This is a genomic window from Phreatobacter oligotrophus, from assembly GCF_003046185.1.
Taxonomy (GTDB): Bacteria; Pseudomonadota; Alphaproteobacteria; order Rhizobiales; family Phreatobacteraceae; genus Phreatobacter; species Phreatobacter oligotrophus.
The window spans coordinates 1-14,806 of sequence record NZ_PZZL01000028.1 but is presented as its reverse complement, the minus strand read 5'-3'; the positions used below and the strand labels follow the sequence as shown (position 1 = coordinate 14,806).

14 protein-coding genes are annotated in these 14,806 nt (G+C 67.9%); 12 read left to right on the top strand and 2 right to left on the bottom strand.

Going from position 1 to position 14,806, the window contains the following annotated elements:
* Positions 1-398, bottom strand: a 398-nt coding sequence (locus C8P69_RS22495) for an aldehyde dehydrogenase family protein (RefSeq protein WP_245902205.1), incomplete at its 3' end; no start/stop codon positions are given.
* A 207-nt stretch (positions 399-605) separates the two neighbouring features.
* Entirely contained in the window at positions 606-1,700 is a 1,095-nt protein-coding gene (locus tag C8P69_RS22490) for a TRAP transporter substrate-binding protein (RefSeq protein WP_108179678.1), read from the bottom strand.
* A gap of 236 nt (positions 1,701-1,936) precedes the next feature.
* Between C8P69_RS22490 and C8P69_RS22485 the strand changes: the two genes are divergently transcribed.
* The 12 genes from C8P69_RS22485 to C8P69_RS22430 form a co-directional block, all read left to right on the top strand.
* Complete coding sequence (locus C8P69_RS22485; RefSeq protein ID WP_108179677.1) at positions 1,937-2,731, top strand: helix-turn-helix domain-containing protein; 795 nt, start codon at positions 1,937-1,939, stop codon at positions 2,729-2,731.
* A gap of 68 nt (positions 2,732-2,799) precedes the next feature.
* Positions 2,800-3,963: an acyl-CoA dehydrogenase family protein gene (locus C8P69_RS22480; protein ID WP_108179676.1), complete on the top strand. Its 1,164-nt coding sequence runs from the start codon at positions 2,800-2,802 to the stop codon at positions 3,961-3,963.
* Positions 3,960-4,610, top strand: coding sequence for a glutathione S-transferase family protein (locus C8P69_RS22475; protein WP_108179675.1), 651 nt, complete (start codon positions 3,960-3,962; stop codon positions 4,608-4,610). Before C8P69_RS22480 ends, C8P69_RS22475 begins: the two co-directional genes overlap by 4 nt.
* A gap of 271 nt (positions 4,611-4,881) precedes the next feature.
* On the top strand, positions 4,882-6,504 hold the full coding sequence (locus C8P69_RS22470) for an acyl-CoA carboxylase subunit beta (RefSeq protein WP_108179674.1): 1,623 nt from the start codon (positions 4,882-4,884) through the stop codon (positions 6,502-6,504).
* Positions 6,505-6,506: 2 nt separating this feature from the next.
* A complete protein-coding gene (locus C8P69_RS22465) occupies positions 6,507-8,528 on the top strand; it encodes an acetyl/propionyl/methylcrotonyl-CoA carboxylase subunit alpha (RefSeq protein WP_108179673.1) in 2,022 nt (673 codons plus the stop codon).
* An 11-nt stretch (positions 8,529-8,539) separates the two neighbouring features.
* Positions 8,540-9,304: an enoyl-CoA hydratase/isomerase family protein gene (locus tag C8P69_RS22460; RefSeq protein ID WP_108179672.1), complete on the top strand. Its 765-nt coding sequence runs from the start codon at positions 8,540-8,542 to the stop codon at positions 9,302-9,304.
* 78 nt (positions 9,305-9,382) lie between these two features.
* Positions 9,383-10,249 (top strand): beta-keto acid cleavage family enzyme, encoded by an 867-nt coding sequence (locus tag C8P69_RS22455; RefSeq protein WP_108179671.1) that lies wholly within the window; start codon positions 9,383-9,385, stop codon positions 10,247-10,249.
* 95 nt (positions 10,250-10,344) lie between these two features.
* Positions 10,345-11,220 carry a branched-chain amino acid ABC transporter permease gene (locus tag C8P69_RS22450; protein ID WP_108179670.1) on the top strand — a complete coding sequence of 292 codons (876 nt, stop codon included), beginning with the start codon at positions 10,345-10,347 and terminating at the stop codon, positions 11,218-11,220.
* A gap of 4 nt (positions 11,221-11,224) precedes the next feature.
* Positions 11,225-12,301, top strand: coding sequence for a branched-chain amino acid ABC transporter permease (locus tag C8P69_RS22445; protein ID WP_108179669.1), 1,077 nt, complete (start codon positions 11,225-11,227; stop codon positions 12,299-12,301).
* On the top strand, positions 12,298-13,098 hold the full coding sequence (locus tag C8P69_RS22440; protein ID WP_108179668.1) for an ABC transporter ATP-binding protein: 801 nt from the start codon (positions 12,298-12,300) through the stop codon (positions 13,096-13,098). Before C8P69_RS22445 ends, C8P69_RS22440 begins: the two co-directional genes overlap by 4 nt.
* Positions 13,095-13,868 carry an ABC transporter ATP-binding protein gene (locus C8P69_RS22435; RefSeq protein ID WP_108179667.1) on the top strand — a complete coding sequence of 258 codons (774 nt, stop codon included), beginning with the start codon at positions 13,095-13,097 and terminating at the stop codon, positions 13,866-13,868. The genes C8P69_RS22440 and C8P69_RS22435 overlap by 4 nt, the downstream gene beginning before the upstream one ends.
* Before the next feature lie 69 nt (positions 13,869-13,937).
* On the top strand, positions 13,938-14,806 hold an 869-nt coding region (locus C8P69_RS22430), incomplete at its 3' end, for an AMP-binding protein (protein WP_146167429.1).

Sequence of the window (14,806 nt, the reverse complement as noted above, 5' to 3'; positions counted from 1 at the left end):
GCGATCAGCGTCGTGCCGCGCAGTTCCTCGAACTCGAAATGCTCCAGCGTCTCGATCATCTTGGCGAGATGGGCGGTGCCCATGCCGGCCTGGGCCGTGTGGGCGAGCTTCTTCGGTGCGCCCATCTCGCGCATCAGCGCGTCGGCAACGTCGGCGAACCGCTTGTTGTAGACCTCCAGCAGCTTGCGCATCAGCGCCAGGCGCTCGGCCTTGGTCGTGAGCGAGAAGGTGGTGAAGGCCTTGCGGGCAGCCTTCACGGCACGATCCACGTCCGCCTCGGTACCAAGGGCGATGGTGGTGAAGGGTTCCTCCGTCGCCGGGTCGATGACCTCTAGCGTCTTGGTGCCCGAGGGCTCGACCCAGGCGCCATCGATGTAGAACTTGAGATTGTTGGACAAGGCTCGTCCTCCATGCTGCCGCCGCGGAGAGCCGGCCGGATGCCGGCGGGACAGGGTTCGGCGGGGGCGCCACGCTGCCATCGGATCGGGGCGGGCGGAAGGTGGCCAGCCCGTCCATTCCGGCAAGGCTCCTGCCCGGCGGAAGCGGACATGGAAAAGGCCGCGCCCTTGCGGGACGCGGCCTGTCGATCCGTCAGGCTGAGCCGATCAGCGCCCGGCGCGGGAGCGGGCGCGGATCATGAACGCGTCGAAGGTGAACTCGGCGACCTGCCACCAGAGATACTGCTCCGAACGGGTGGCCTGCATCGCGTCGATGATCTTCTTGAAGTCGGCGTTGCGGGCGCTGATCTCGCCATAGAGCTGGTTGGTGGCGTTGAAACAGGCCTCCATCACCTCCTGCGAGAAGGGCCGCAGTTGCGTCCCGGCAGCGACCAGACGGCGGAGCGCCGCCGGGTTCTGCAGGTCGTACTTCGCGGCCATCACCGTGTTCGCCGTGGTGCAGGCATTGGTGAGGGCGGTCTGGTAGGCCTTGGGCAGGGCGTTCCACTTTTCCAGGTTGATCATGGCGTGGACGGTCGGGCCGCCCTCCCACCAGCCGGGATAGTAGTAGAACGGCGCGACCTTGTTGAAGCCGAGCTTCTCGTCGTCATACGGGCCGACCCACTCGGCCGCGTCGATGGTGCCCTTCTCCAGCGCCGGGTAGATGTCGCCGCCGGCGACCTGCTGCGGCACGACGCCGAGCTTGGCCAGCACCTGGCCGGTGATGCCGGCGATGCGCATCTTCAGGCCCTGCAGATCGGCGACCGTCTTGATCTCCTTGCGGAACCAGCCGCCCATCTGCGCGCCGGTGTTGCCGGCCGGGATGCCGTAGACGTTGAACTTCTTGTAGAACTCGTTGAACAGCTCGTTGCCGCCGCCCTGGAACAGCCAGGCGTTCATCTGGCGGGCGTTGAGGCCGAACGGAACCGCCGTGCCGATGGCGAAGGTCGGGTCCTTGCCGACGTAGTAATAGGAGCAGGTGTGGCACATCTCGACCGTGTTGTTGGACACGGCATCGAGCGCCTGCAGGCCGGGGACGATTTCGCCGGCGGCGAAGACCTGGATCTGGAACCTGTTGTCGGTGAGCTCGGCGACCTGCTTGGAGATCGTCTCGGCGCCGCCATAGATGGTGTCGAGCGACTTCGGGAAGGACGAGGTCAGGCGCCACTTCACCTCAGGCGCCGACTGGGCGACGGCCGGGGCGGCCACCGCAGCGGCAGCGAGGCCGGCACCGGAAGCGGCAAGGAAATTGCGGCGTTTCATGCGGTTCCTCCAACGGAAACGGTGCGAATTCTCAGAGTTCGCGGGAGCGCGCCATAAGCCGAATCCTGGGGCAAGCGAGCAACGCCGTCTCTGCAAGGCAGCCGCGCAACAGCCTTTAGTCCAATAACGCGCAGGCGCCGTGAAATGACCGGCGCCTCTGTGTCGTTCGGACCGCTGGCTTTCGCACCCGTCGCGGCTATCATCGCCAAAAAACAACGATAATCCGGAGGAAATGCATGGGAGATCCGACGCTCTGCGCGGAACGGTTCATGCTGCTCGGTCCCGAGCGCGTCTTCTACGCGGGCCTGCTTGGCCGACCGAAGCAGCGCACCCTTGGCGCCTTCATCGCCTTCGCCAGCATGGAGGGCCGTCTGCGCATCCGGATGGCAGGCGAACCCGAGCGGTGCGTCGAGGCGGCGATCATGCCGGCCTATGCCCAGCACAGCATCGACCCCGAACACCCCAGCGTCATCGGCGTGCTGGTCGAGCCCGAAAGCGTCGATCCTGAGGCCCTGGCGCACCTGGCGGCCGAGCTCTCCGCCCTCGACGAGTCGGTCCTCGCCCGCCGGCTGCGCGAGGCCTATCACCTCCTGCGCGCAGCACCTGCCAAGCAGGCCATGGATGCGGCCGCCTTCGATACCGCCGTCTTCGGCGCGCCGCTCGCCCCGCGTCGAATGGACCCGCGCATTCGCCGCGTCCTCTCGCTTCTCGGCGACAATCCCGGCGAGCCGCTGACGGCAGCCGATTGCGCGGCGCTGGCGAATCTCTCGGTCTCCCGCTTCCTCCACCTCTTCAAGCAGGAGACAGGGATCGCCTTCCGCGCCTGCCGGGCCTGGAAACGGGCGCGGCATCTGCTCAACTTCGCCAACGAGACCATCAACATGGCGCATCTGGCACTGGACATCGGCTATCCCGATTCCACCCATTTTTCCCATTCCATCCGCCGGTTCTACGGCCTCAAGCCCCGCGCCATCTTCTCCGGATCGCGCGAACTCGAGATCTTCCGCTCGGGCGCCACGGCGCGCGCGTGACCAGTCCACGCAAGCCTGGGTCGCCAAAAGCCACCTAGCCTGCCGCCCACCATCCCGAGGAGCGAGCCATGCTGTTCACGTCCGAGCACGAGGAGGTCCGGCGCAGCCTCCAGAAGGTCATCGCCGCTGAGATCAACCCCCATGTGGATGTCTGGGAGGCGGAGGGCCGCTTTCCCGCCCATGACGTCTTCAGGAAGCTCGGTGCTCTTGGCTTCCTCGGCCTCAACAAGCCGGTCGAGTATGGCGGCATGGGCCTCGAATATTCCTATGCCCTGCTCATGGCCGAGGAGGTTGGCGGCATCAGCTGCGGCGCCGTGCCCATGGCGATCGGCGTGCAGACCGACATGGCGACGCCGGCCCTCGCCCGCTTCGGCTCCGACCATGTGAAGCGCGAGTTCTTGGCGCCTGCCGTCTCCGGCGAGCAGGTCGCCTGCATCGGTGTTTCCGAGCCGGGCGCGGGCTCCGACGTCGCCTCCATCAAGACCACGGCGCGTTCCGACGGCGACGATTACGTCATCACCGGCGGCAAGATGTGGATCACCAACGGCGCGCAGGCCGACTGGATCTGCCTTCTCGCCAATACCGGCGACGGACCGGCCCATCGCAACAAGTCGCTGATCTGCGTGCCGATGAAGGAGAAGGGCGTCACCGTCGCCCGCACCCTCGACAAGCTCGGCATGCGGTCCTCCGATACGGCGCAGATCTTTTTCGACGAGGTGCGCGTGCCGAAGCGCAACCGCATCGGCGAGGAGGGCAAGGGCTTTACCTACCAGATGATGCAGTTCCAGGAGGAGCGGCTGTGGGGGGCCGCCGCCTGCCTCAAGCCGGCGGAATGGATCATCGACCAGACCATCGAGTACACGCGCGGCCGGCAGGCCTTCGGCAAGTCCATCCTCGACAACCAGGTGGTCCATTTCCGCCTCGCGGAGCTCAAGACCGAGGTGGAGCTGCTGCGTTCGCTCATCTACCGCGCCGCCGAGCAGATGATGGCCGGCGAGGACATGACCACCCTTGCCTCCATGGCCAAGCTCAAGGCCGGCCGGCTCGGCCGCGAGGTCTCGGACGCCTGCATGCAGTACTGGGGCGGCATGGGCTACATGAGCGAGACGCCCGTCACCCGCTACTACCGCGACTCCCGCCTCACCTCGATCGCCGGCGGTGCCGACGAGGTCATGCTCTCCATCATCGCCAAGGCCATGGGCACGCTGCCCGGCATGAGCAACCGGTCATGATCACGCTGTACCACTGCCTCTCCGCCCGCTCCTTCCGGCCGCTCTGGGCGCTGGAGGAAATGGGCCTGCCCTACGCGCTGAAGGTGCTGCCCTTCCCGCCGCGGGCCTTCGCCAAGGAGTATTTCGACGTCAACGTGCTGGGCACCGTGCCCTTCCTGATCGACGGCGACACGCGGATGAGCGAATCCGCCGCGATCTGCGAATATCTCGCCGTGCGGCACGGGCCCTCGCCCTTGGCGGTCAGGCCCGACGAGGCCGATTACGGGCTCTGGCTCAACTGGCTGCACCAGAGCGACGCCACGCTGACCTTCCCGCAGGCCCTCGTGCTCCGCTATGGCCGCTTCGAGCCTGCCGAGCGCCGCCAGCCGCAGGTCGTCGAGGACTATGCCAAGTGGTTCCATGGCCGCCTGCGGATGCTCGACGCGCATCTTCTGAAGCATGAATGGCTGGCCGCCGGCCGCTTCACCATGGCCGATGTCGCCGTGGGCTATGCGCTGATGCTGTCGGAGTCGACGGGCCTTGCGAAGGACCTCCAGCCGCAGACCGCGGCCTATTGGGGCAGGCTGAAAGGACGCGACGGTTTCCGCCGGGCGCTTGCCGCGCAGGACAAGGCCGCGGCCGAGCAGGGCGTGAAACCGGCGATCTGAGGGACGGCCGCCCTGCTGCTCGTCATGGCCCCTCACCCTTCCCTCTCCCCGCCCGCGGGGAGAGGGGGCAACAGCGTGTTGCCTCTCCGGTAACGGTCCTGCCTGGCACAAGGGGACCAGGACGAGGCGTGACGTCGAAGTCCCCCTCTCCCCGCTTGCGGGGAGAGGGAAGGGTGAGGGGCACTCAGCCGCTGTCACCAGCCACTCCGCGCAAGACCTCATCGCGCTCGCCACGGCCCAATGCCTCCAAGACCGGAGGACCCGCCGCGCCATGGCCGTGATCGAGAGCCGCATCGCCCCCTCAAGCGAGGCCTTCGCCGCCAACCGTGCGGCCATGCTCGCGCTCATCGATCGCCAGCAGGCGCTGGAGGAACGGGCGCGCCGCGCCTCGGCCGCGGCCGGCCCGCGGTTCCACGAGCGCGGCCAGCTCCTGCCGCGCGAGCGCATCGCCCTGCTGCTCGACCCCGGCGCGCCCTTCCTCGAACTGTCGACGCTCTCGGGCTACCTCATGGACCAGCCGGACCCCGACAAGAGCGTGCCCGGCTCGGGTGTCATCGCCGGCATCGGCTTCGTCTCCGGCGTGCGCTGCATGATCTCGGCCTCGGATTCCGGGATCGACGCCGGCGCGCTCCAGCCGATGGGGCTGGAGAAGCAGCTCCGCGTTCAGGAGATGGCGCTGGAGAACCGCCTGCCCTTCATCCAGCTGGTCGAGAGCGCGGGCGCCAACCTGCTGCGCTACCGCGTCGAGCACTTCATCCATGGCGGCCAGATCTTCCGCAACCTCGCCCGCCTCTCCGCCGCGGGCCTGCCGGTCATCACCGTCACCCACGGCTCCTCGACCGCCGGCGGCGCCTACCAGACGGGCCTCTCCGACTACATCGTCATGGTGCGCGGCCGCACCCGCGCCTTCCTCGCCGGCCCGCCGCTCCTGAAGGCGGCCACCGGGGAGATCGCCACGGAGGAAGAGCTCGGCGGCGCCGAGATGCACACCGCCATTTCCGGCCTTGGCGACTACATGGCCGAGGATGACCGCGACGCCTTGCGCATCGCCCGCGAGATTGTCACGGCCCTCGGCTGGAACGAGCGGATGCCGCCGCCCGTGGAGCGCCCCTTCGCAGCCCCGCTCTACGATGCCGAAGAGCTGCTTGGCATCATGCCGGCGGACCTCAAGCGGCCCGTCGACATGCGCGAGGTCATTGCCCGCATCGTCGACGGCTCGGTCTTCCTGCCCTTCGGCGAGGCCTATGGGCCGGCCACCGTCTGCGGCCACGCGACGATCGAGGGTCATGCGGTTGGGATCATCACCAACAATGGCCCGCTCGATCCGGCCGGCGCCAACAAGGCGACGCATTTCATCCAGGCCTGCTGCCAGTCGGCGACGCCGATCCTCTACCTCAACAACACCACCGGCTTCATGGTCGGCCGCGCCTATGAGGAGGCCGGCATGATCAAGCACGGCTCCAAGATGATCCAGGCGGTGACCAACGCCACCGTGCCGCAGATCACCCTCTATTGCGGCGCCTCCTATGGCGCCGGCAATTACGGCATGTGCGGCCGCGGCTTCCACCCGCGCTTCTGCTTCTCCTGGCCGAATGCCCGCACCGCCGTGATGGGCGCCGAACAGGCCGCCGAGACCATGGCCATCGTCGCCCGCGCCGGCGCGGCCCGCCGCGGCAAGGAGGCAGACGAAGGGCAGATCGGCGCGATGAAGGCGCAGATCACCCAGCTCTTCGAAAGCCAGATGGACGTGTTCACCACCTCGGCGCGGCTCCTCGATGACGGCGTGATCGACCCGCGTGACACCCGCGCCGTCCTTGCCGAGGCGCTGGCCACCTGCCGCGAGGCGGCGGCACGCACGCCGGTGCCCATGCAGTTCTCGGTGGCGAGGCCCTGACCATGACCGTCATCCCGCTCAAGCCCCCGCCGGTCGTCGCCACCCCGTTCCGCCGGCTGCTCGTCGCCAATCGCGGCGAGATCGCCCTTCGCATCTTTGCCACCGCCCGCGAGATGGGTCTCGAGACCATCGCCGTCTATTCGAGCGCCGATGCGCGGAGCCGGCATGTCCACGCGGCCGACCGCTCGGTGGCCATCGGTGGGCCGCTGCCGTCCGAGTCCTATCTCAACATCCCCGCCATCATTGCGGCGGCGAAGGCGAGCGGGGCGGAGGCGATCCATCCCGGCTATGGCTTCCTCGCCGAGAACGCGGCTTTCGCCCGGGCCTGCCGCGAGGCCGGCATCGTCTTCGTCGGCCCCTCGCCGGACTCCATCGAGGCGATGGGCGACAAGGCCCGCGCCAAGGCCCTGATGCAGGCAGCGGGCGTGCCCGTCGTGCCGGGCTACCAGGGCGAAGACCAGTCCGACGAGCGTCTCGCTGCTGAGGCCGAGGCCATCGGCTATCCCGTCATGATCAAGGCGGTTGCGGGCGGCGGCGGCCGCGGCATGCGCCTGGTGCGCGAGGCCGCCCAGTTCGCGGGGGCGCTGCGCAGCGCGCGCTCGGAAGCCGTAAGTGCCTTCGGCAACGGGACGGTGCTGCTGGAAAAGGCGATCGAGGCGCCCCGCCACATCGAGATCCAGGTCTTCGGCGACCGCCATGGCAATGCCTGGCACGTCGGCGAACGCGACTGCTCCATCCAGCGCCGACACCAGAAGCTGATCGAGGAGGCCCCCTCGCCGGCCGTCTCGCACGACCTGCGCCACCGCATGGGCGAGGTTGCCGTCAAGGCGGTGAAGGCGCTGGGCTACGAGGGCGCCGGCACGCTGGAATTCCTGCTCGATGGCCGTGGCCAATTCTACTTCATGGAGATGAACACCCGCCTGCAGGTGGAGCATCGCGTCAGCGAACTGAATGTCGGGCGGGATTTCGTCCGCTGGCAGCTCATGATCGCCGCGGGCGAGGCGATCGCGCCGCATGATGCGCTGGCGCGGTCCTTCGGCCACACGATCGAGCTGCGCCTCTGCGCCGAGGACCCGGCGCAGGACTTCCTGCCGCAGTCCGGCCGCTTCCTCACCTGGCCGGAAGGCATCGAACCCTACGCGCGGGTCGATACCGCTATGGCCGTGGGAGCGGAAGTGCCGCCCTATTACGATTCCATGGTCGCCAAGGTGATCGTGCACGAGAACAGTCGAGACGAGGCGCGCGCCAAGCTCATGGCCTGGCTGGACCGCTTCGCGAGCCTCGGCGTCATGACCAACCAGGGCTTCCTCGCGCGGGCCCTCGCCCATCCCGTCTTCGCCGAGGGCCGGGCGACCACCGCCTTCATCGCCGATCATGGCGCCGACCTCGTGCGCCCCGTGCCGCATGGCCTCCCCGATGCCGTTCTCGCGGCGGCGGTCCTGCATGACGACGAGACGCCCGACCGCTACCGCTACCGGCCCCGTCATCTCGGACCGCCCCTGCCCGTCCCGATGGTCCTGGAGATCGATGGTCGCCGCCACGCCGTCGCCGTCCAGCAGGAGCGCGACGGCACCTGCCGCCTCAGCCATGACGGGACCGACTACGTCATCCGCTTCAACGAGGCGCGCCCGGATTATCGCAAGGAATCGGTCCGGTGCCGGTTCATCCATGACGGCGTCGCCGACGAGGTCCCCTATGCGCGCGACGGCGACCGCCTCTTCCTGCAGCGCGGCCCCGACCAGGTCATCGTCCGCGACCTCACCCGCGCCCCGGCCAGCCGCGCCGGCTCGGATGGTTCGGATGGCCGCGTCCTCGCCGCCATGAACGGGCGCGTCGTCGCGGTCCATGTCGCGGCTGGCGAGACGGTGACGGCCGGCCAGCCCATCGTCACGCTGGAGGCGATGAAGATGGAGCATGTCCACGCGGCGGGTGCGGCCGGGCAGGTCGTCGACCTCGGCGTCGCGGTCGGCGAGCAGGTCACCACCGGCCGGCTGCTGGCCGCCATCACGCCCACGGCATCCTGAGGGAGCGACCCATGTCCGACGTGCTGATCGGGACGGACGGCCCCGTCCTTACCATCACCATCAACCGCCCCGACAAGCGCAACGCCATGAACCGCGATGTCGTGGCCGGTATCGCCGCGGGGTGGCGGCAGGCGCATGAGGATGCGGCGGTGCGGGTGATCGTGCTGACTGGCGCGGGCGACAAGGCCTTCTGCGCCGGCGCCGATCTCGGTGGCGGGCAGAGCTTCTTCCAGGACCTGTCGAAGCCGACCAGCGACTATGCCGATCTCCTGCGCCTGGTGCAGAACGGCACCAAGCCCTCCATCGCGCGCGTGAACGGCACCTGCATGGCCGGCGGTATGGGCCTCCTGTGCATGACCGACATGGCGGTGGCGGCGGACGATGTGGTCTTCGGCCTGCCGGAGGTGAAGGTCGGCGTCTTCCCCATGCAGGTGCTGAGCCTGCTCCAGCGCATCGTGCCGCGCCGGGTCGTGGCGGAATGGTGCCTCACCGGCGAGCCCTTTACGCCGGAGGAGGCGCGCGCCGCCGGCCTCCTCAACCACGTCGTGCCGCGGGGCGAACTCGACGCCAAGGTCGCCTGGCTCGCCGGCCGGCTTGTCGACAAGTCGCCCATGGCGATCCGCCGCGGCAAATATGCGATGCGCGCCATCGAGGCGATGAGCTTCGACGAGGCCATCGCCTTCACCGAAGGGCAGATCGCACTGACCGCCCAGACCGAGGATGCGCGCGAGGGCATCGCCGCCTTCACCGAGAAGCGCAAGCCGGTCTGGCGTTGAGCGGGGCCAGCGGCTCAACGCAAGATCGCATAGCGCAACACAGCGACCATGGTGCCATCGATGGAAGGCTCCCGACCGATGAGCGACAAGGCCATCATCACCTGCGCCCTCAACGGCGTGCTGACCGATCCGCGTCAGCACGCGGTGCCGGTGACGCCAGCCGAGATGGCGGCCGAGGCGAGGCGCGCCTATGAGGCCGGTGCCTCGGTGATGCACATCCACCTGCGCCAGCAGGGCGAGGGCAAGGGCCACCTGCCGTCCTGGGATCCGAAGCTCTCCGCCGAGGTGCAGGCCGCCATCCGCGAGGCCTGCCCGGGCGTGGTCATCAACCACACCTCCGGCGTCGTCGGCCCGGACTATGCCGGCGCACTCGCCTGCATCCGCGAGACCCGGCCGGAAATCGCCGCCTGCAATGCCGGCTCGCTCAACTACCTGAAGGTGAAGGCGGATGGCACCTGGGCCTGGCCGCCCATGCTCTTCGACAATCCGGTCGAGAAGGTGAAGGCCTATCTCGACGTCATGGCGGGCACGGGCACGCTGCCCGAATTCGAGTGCTTCGACACCGGCATCGTCCGTTGCGTTGCCATGTACCGCGATACCGGCCTGACGAAGGGCCCGCTCCAGTACAATTTCGTCATGGGCGTCGAGTCGGGCATGCCCGCCGACCCCGACCTCCTGCCCATCCTCCTGAAACTCAAGGCGGCCGAGGCCAACTGGCAGGTCACCGCCATCGGCCGCGCCGGCATCTGGGCGCTGCACCGGCGTTGCGCCGAACTCGGCGGCCACCTGCGCACCGGGCTCGAGGATACCTTCTACCGCGAGACCGGCGAGAAGGTGATGTCCAACGGCCCCCTGATCGAAGCCATGGCGGCCATCGTCCGCGCGACGGGGCGTCAGGTCGCAAGTCCCGCCGAAGCGCGTACCATCCTGAGGCTTGCAGCCTGAGCCGATTGCGGCGAGGCTGCGGTATCGACGTGCATGCGAGCCGGAAAACCGGCCGGAAGAATCTCGAGGGAAACGCCTGACGGGGGAGAGGCTCGTTGCAATTCGTCCAGCTGGTGATCAGCGGCCTGGCGCAGGGGTGCATCTATGGCCTCATCGCGCTGGGCTTCGTGCTGATCTACAAGGCCACCGAGACGGTGAACTTCGCCCAGGGCGAACTCCTGATGATCGGCGGCTTCGCCGGTCTCTTTGCTGCCACCACGCTCGGCTTTCCCTATTGGGCGGTGATCCTCGTCGCCATGGGGGTGACCGCGACCATCGGCTTCCTCAACGAGCGGATCATCCTGCGGCCCATCCTCGGCCAGTCGGCGGTCGCCATCGTCATGGTGACGATCGGCTTCGGCTACATGGCCCGCGGCCTCGTCACCATGATCCCGGTGATCGGCACCGACACCCACACCCTCCCCGTTCCCTTCCGCGGTGAGGTCTTCCGTTTCGCCGGCCTCGTCATCTCCGCCGAGCACATCGTCATCATCGCCGTGACGATCCTGCTCTGCGGCGCGCTCGCCGCGCTGTTCCGCTACACCAAGATCGGCATCGCGATGCAGGCCATGAGCCAGAACCAGCTGGCGGCCTATTACATGGGCATCCCGGTGAAGCGGCTCTCCAGCCTGATCTGGGCCATCTCGGCGGCGGTCGCGGCCATTGCCGGCATCCTCCTCGCGCCGCTCACCTTCATCCACGCCAATATGGGCTTCATCGGCATCAAGGCCTTCCCCGCGGCGGTGATCGGCGGCTTCACCTCGCTGCCCGGGGCCATCGTCGGCGGCCTCATCATCGGCGTCGTGGAATCGCTTGCCGGCTTCTACCTGATGGAGGGCTTCAAGGACGCCGCGCCCTTCATGGTCGTCCTCGCCATGCTCGTGCTCAAGCCGAACGGTCTGTTCGGCGAGCGCCTCGCCAAGAAGGTCTGAGGCCATGCGGTTCATCTTCAAGACCCGCTACGAGCAGGACATCGAGCTGTTCCAGCATGGCGGCAAGGTCTTCTGGTACGGCCTGCTCATGGCGGTGCTGCTCGTCGCCCCGATCTTCGTCTCGCCCTACGTGCTGACCCAGCTCTCGCAGGTCTGCATCTACGCCATCGTCGCCGTCGGCCTGATGCTGCTCGCCGGCTTCACCGGGCAGCTCTCCCTCGGCCATGCCGCCTTCATGGCGGTCGGTGCCTATACGCAGGGCGTGCTGGTGACGGCGGGCGTGCCGTTCTTCGTCGGCATTGCCTGTGCCGGCCTCTTTGCGGCGGTGGTCGGCGTCATCGTCGGCCTGCCGGCGCTCCGGGTGAAGGGCCTCTATCTGGGCATCGCCACACTGGCCTTCGGAACGATCATCGAGGAGATCATCGCCCGCGCCGAGCACGTGACCGGCGGCAATGCCGGCCTGATGGTTCCGCCGGTCAACCTCTTCGGCTGGCGCTTCGCTGATGGGCCGAGCTTCTACTATCTCTGCCTCGCCTTCGCCGTGGCGTCGACGCTGATCGTCATCAACATCCTGCGCTCGCCGACGGGACGCGCCTTCGTCGCCATCCGCGATTCCGAGATCTCCGCCCAGTCCATGGGCGTGAACCTCGCCTTCTACAAGACGCTGTCCTTCGCCATCTCGGCGGCCTTCGCCGGCGTCGCGGGCGGGCTCTATGCCCACAACATCCGCTTCCTCTCTCCCGACCAGTTCACCGTCATCCAATCCATCGAACTGGTCATGATGGTGGTGATCGGCGGCCTCGGCTCGGTGCACGGCGCCATCTACGGCGCCGCCTTCCTCATCGCCCTGCCGCAGGCGATCAATGCGGTGAAGCCGTTCCTGCCTCTCTTCCTGTCCGAGGCGACGGGCCTGCAGCCCACCGTCTTCGGCGCCGTGCTGATCCTCGTGGTGCTCTTCGAGCCCCTCGGCATCTACGGCGCCTGGCTCAAGACACGCACCTATTTCGACCTCTTCCCCTTCTACCGGCAGGGCATGTTCCGCCGGCAGAAGGCCTTCCAGAAATCGGACCGGCTGAAATGAGCGCCCCCTTCTTCCAGGCCGAGGGCATCTCCGTGCAGTTCGGCGGCCTCAAGGCCGTCGACGGCGTGTCCTTCCACGTCGACAAGGGCGAGGTCTTCACCATCATCGGCCCCAACGGTGCCGGCAAGACCACCGTCTTCAACATCATCAGCCGCATCTACAACCCGACCGCCGGACGGATCATGCTGGAGGGCCAGGAGGTCACGAAGCTCCCCGCCCACCGCATCGCCGGGCTCGGCATTGCCCGTACCTTCCAGAACATCGAGCTCTTCGAGCACGCGACCGTCCTGCAGAACCTGCTGATCGGCGCCCACGTCCACCGCACGACGAACCCCCTGGCCGAGGCGCTCTTCCTGCCCTCGGTGAAGCGCGCCGAGGTCGCCTTGCGCGAGCGCGTCGAGGAGGTGATCGACCTCCTCGACCTCGCCGTGCACCGCGACGCCATGGTGGCCGGCCTGCCCTATGGCGCGCGCAAGGTGGTCGAGCTCGGCCGCGCGCTGTGCACCCGGCCGAGGCTGCTCCTTCTCGACGAACCCTCCTCGGGCCTCAATGTCGAGGAGACCGAGGACATGGCCTTCTGGATCGAGGACATCACCCGCGATCTCGGCATCACCGTCATCATGGTCGAGCACGACATGACGCTGGTGTCCCGCGTTTCCGACCGCGTCATGGCGATGAACCAGGGGCGGGTCCTCGCCATGGGCGCGCCCGCCGAGGTGCAGCGCCACCCCGCCGTGGTCGAGGCCTATATCGGCACGCCCGCCGCGGCGGCCGAACTGGAAAGGGCGGCGTCGTGACCGAGCCGATCCTCACCCTTGCCAATGTCGAGGCCGCCTACGGAGCGGTGAAGGCCATCCGCGGCGTCTCGCTGGCGGTGCCGAAGGGATCCATCGTTACCGTGCTGGGCGCCAATGGCGCGGGCAAGAGCACCATCCTCAAGACGATCTCCGGCATCCTCGATCCGCAGAAGGGCTCGATCATCTTGAAGGGCGAGAACATCGAGCGCCGCGATCCCGCCGACATCGTCCGCCGAGGCCTCAGCCACGCGCCCGAGGGCCGCGAGGTCTTCCCGCTCCTGTCGGTGCGCAACAACCTGCTCATGGGGGCCTATACCCGCTCCGACAAGGACGAGGTCGCCCGCGACATCGAGCGGATGGAGCGCTACTTCCCGATCCTCAAGGAGCGGGCCGACCAGGATGCGGGCCTGCTCTCCGGCGGCCAGCAGCAGATGCTCTCGATCTCGCGGGCGCTGATGTCGCGGCCCGACCTGCTCCTTCTCGACGAGCCCTCGCTCGGACTGTCGCCGAAGCTCACGCAGGAGATCTTCGCCATCGTCCGGCGCATCAACCGCGAGGAGGGTGTCACCATCCTCCTCGTCGAGCAGAACGCGGCCCTGGCGCTCGCCACCGCCGATTACGGCTACATCCTCGAACTCGGCCGCATCGTCATGGAGGACCGCGCCTCCGTCCTGGCCGACAAGGACGACGTGAAGGAATTCTACCTCGGCCAGAAGGAGGCCGGGGTCCGCGGCGAGCGCCGCTGGAAGAAGAAGAAGATGTGGCGGTGACGATGGCCCCGACAACCGCATCCGTCACCTTTGCCGCGATCGAGGCTGGTTCCACCCCGGGAGGCCGCCATGTTTGACATCTGGCCAAACCAGGCCATCCGCCCTGCCGCCATTCCCGCCGGCGATACGGTCGCCAAGGTCTTCGATGCCGCAGTTCGCCAGCGTGGGGACAAGGTCGCCGTGCGGCAGAAGGAGTTCGGCCTCTGGAAGGAGACCTCCTGGACGGGCATGGGCGATGCCGTCCGCGAGATCGGCATGGGCCTGGTCGCCCTCGGCCTCCAGCCCGGCGAGGTCGTCTCGATCCTGGCCAACACCCGGCGGGAATGGTCCTTTGCCGACTATGGAATCATCTGCGCCGGCGGCGTGTCGAACGGGATCTACCCGACCGATGCTCCGCCGCAGTGCGAGTATCTGTTGACGGATTCGGCCTCGGTCTTCTGCGTGGTCGAGGACGAGGAGCAGCTCGACAAGATCCTTGCCGTGCGGGACGCGGTGCCGTCCCTGCGCAAGATCATCGTCATGGAGACCGAGGGGCTGCGCCACTTCTCGGACCCGCAGGTGATGACGCTGGACGAGCTGCGCCGGCTCGGTGCCGAGGCCCATGCCGCCGACACGGCCGAATGGGAGCGCCGCCTCGCCAGCCGGGCTCCCGAGGACCTCGCCATCCTCGTCTACACCTCCGGCACGACCGGCAAGCCCAAGGGTGCGATGATCACCCACCGCAACATCCTCGCGGCGATCTCGGTCATCTCCAATGAGTCGATCCGCCAGAACGAGGACGACCAGCGCATGGCCTTCCTGCCGCTCTGCCACGTGGCGGAGCGGGTCGGCGGCCAGTTCCTGGCGCTCTATTCCGGCGCGACGCTGAATTTCGTCGAGAACCCCGAGACCGTGCCGGACAATGTCCGCGAGATAGCGCCGACCATCTTCTTCGCCGT

What these genes read in the sequence shown, in the direction of transcription:
- C8P69_RS22480 (WP_108179676.1), top strand. Translation starts at nt 2,800, where the DNA reads ATGCTGTTCACGTCCGAGCACGAGGAGGTCCGGCGCAGCCTCCAGAAG.
- C8P69_RS22465 (WP_108179673.1), top strand. Translation starts at nt 6,507, where the DNA reads ATGACCGTCATCCCGCTCAAGCCCCCGCCGGTCGTCGCCACCCCGTTC.
- C8P69_RS22455 (WP_108179671.1), top strand. Translation starts at nt 9,383, where the DNA reads ATGAGCGACAAGGCCATCATCACCTGCGCCCTCAACGGCGTGCTGACC.
- C8P69_RS22475 (WP_108179675.1), top strand. Translation starts at nt 3,960, where the DNA reads ATGATCACGCTGTACCACTGCCTCTCCGCCCGCTCCTTCCGGCCGCTC.
- C8P69_RS22485 (WP_108179677.1), top strand. Translation starts at nt 1,937, where the DNA reads ATGGGAGATCCGACGCTCTGCGCGGAACGGTTCATGCTGCTCGGTCCC.
- C8P69_RS22460 (WP_108179672.1), top strand. Translation starts at nt 8,540, where the DNA reads ATGTCCGACGTGCTGATCGGGACGGACGGCCCCGTCCTTACCATCACC.
- C8P69_RS22470 (WP_108179674.1), top strand. Translation starts at nt 4,882, where the DNA reads ATGGCCGTGATCGAGAGCCGCATCGCCCCCTCAAGCGAGGCCTTCGCC.
- C8P69_RS22440 (WP_108179668.1), top strand. Translation starts at nt 12,298, where the DNA reads ATGAGCGCCCCCTTCTTCCAGGCCGAGGGCATCTCCGTGCAGTTCGGC.
- C8P69_RS22445 (WP_108179669.1), top strand. Translation starts at nt 11,225, where the DNA reads ATGCGGTTCATCTTCAAGACCCGCTACGAGCAGGACATCGAGCTGTTC.
- C8P69_RS22490 (WP_108179678.1), bottom strand. Translation starts at nt 1,700, where the DNA reads ATGAAACGCCGCAATTTCCTTGCCGCTTCCGGTGCCGGCCTCGCTGCC.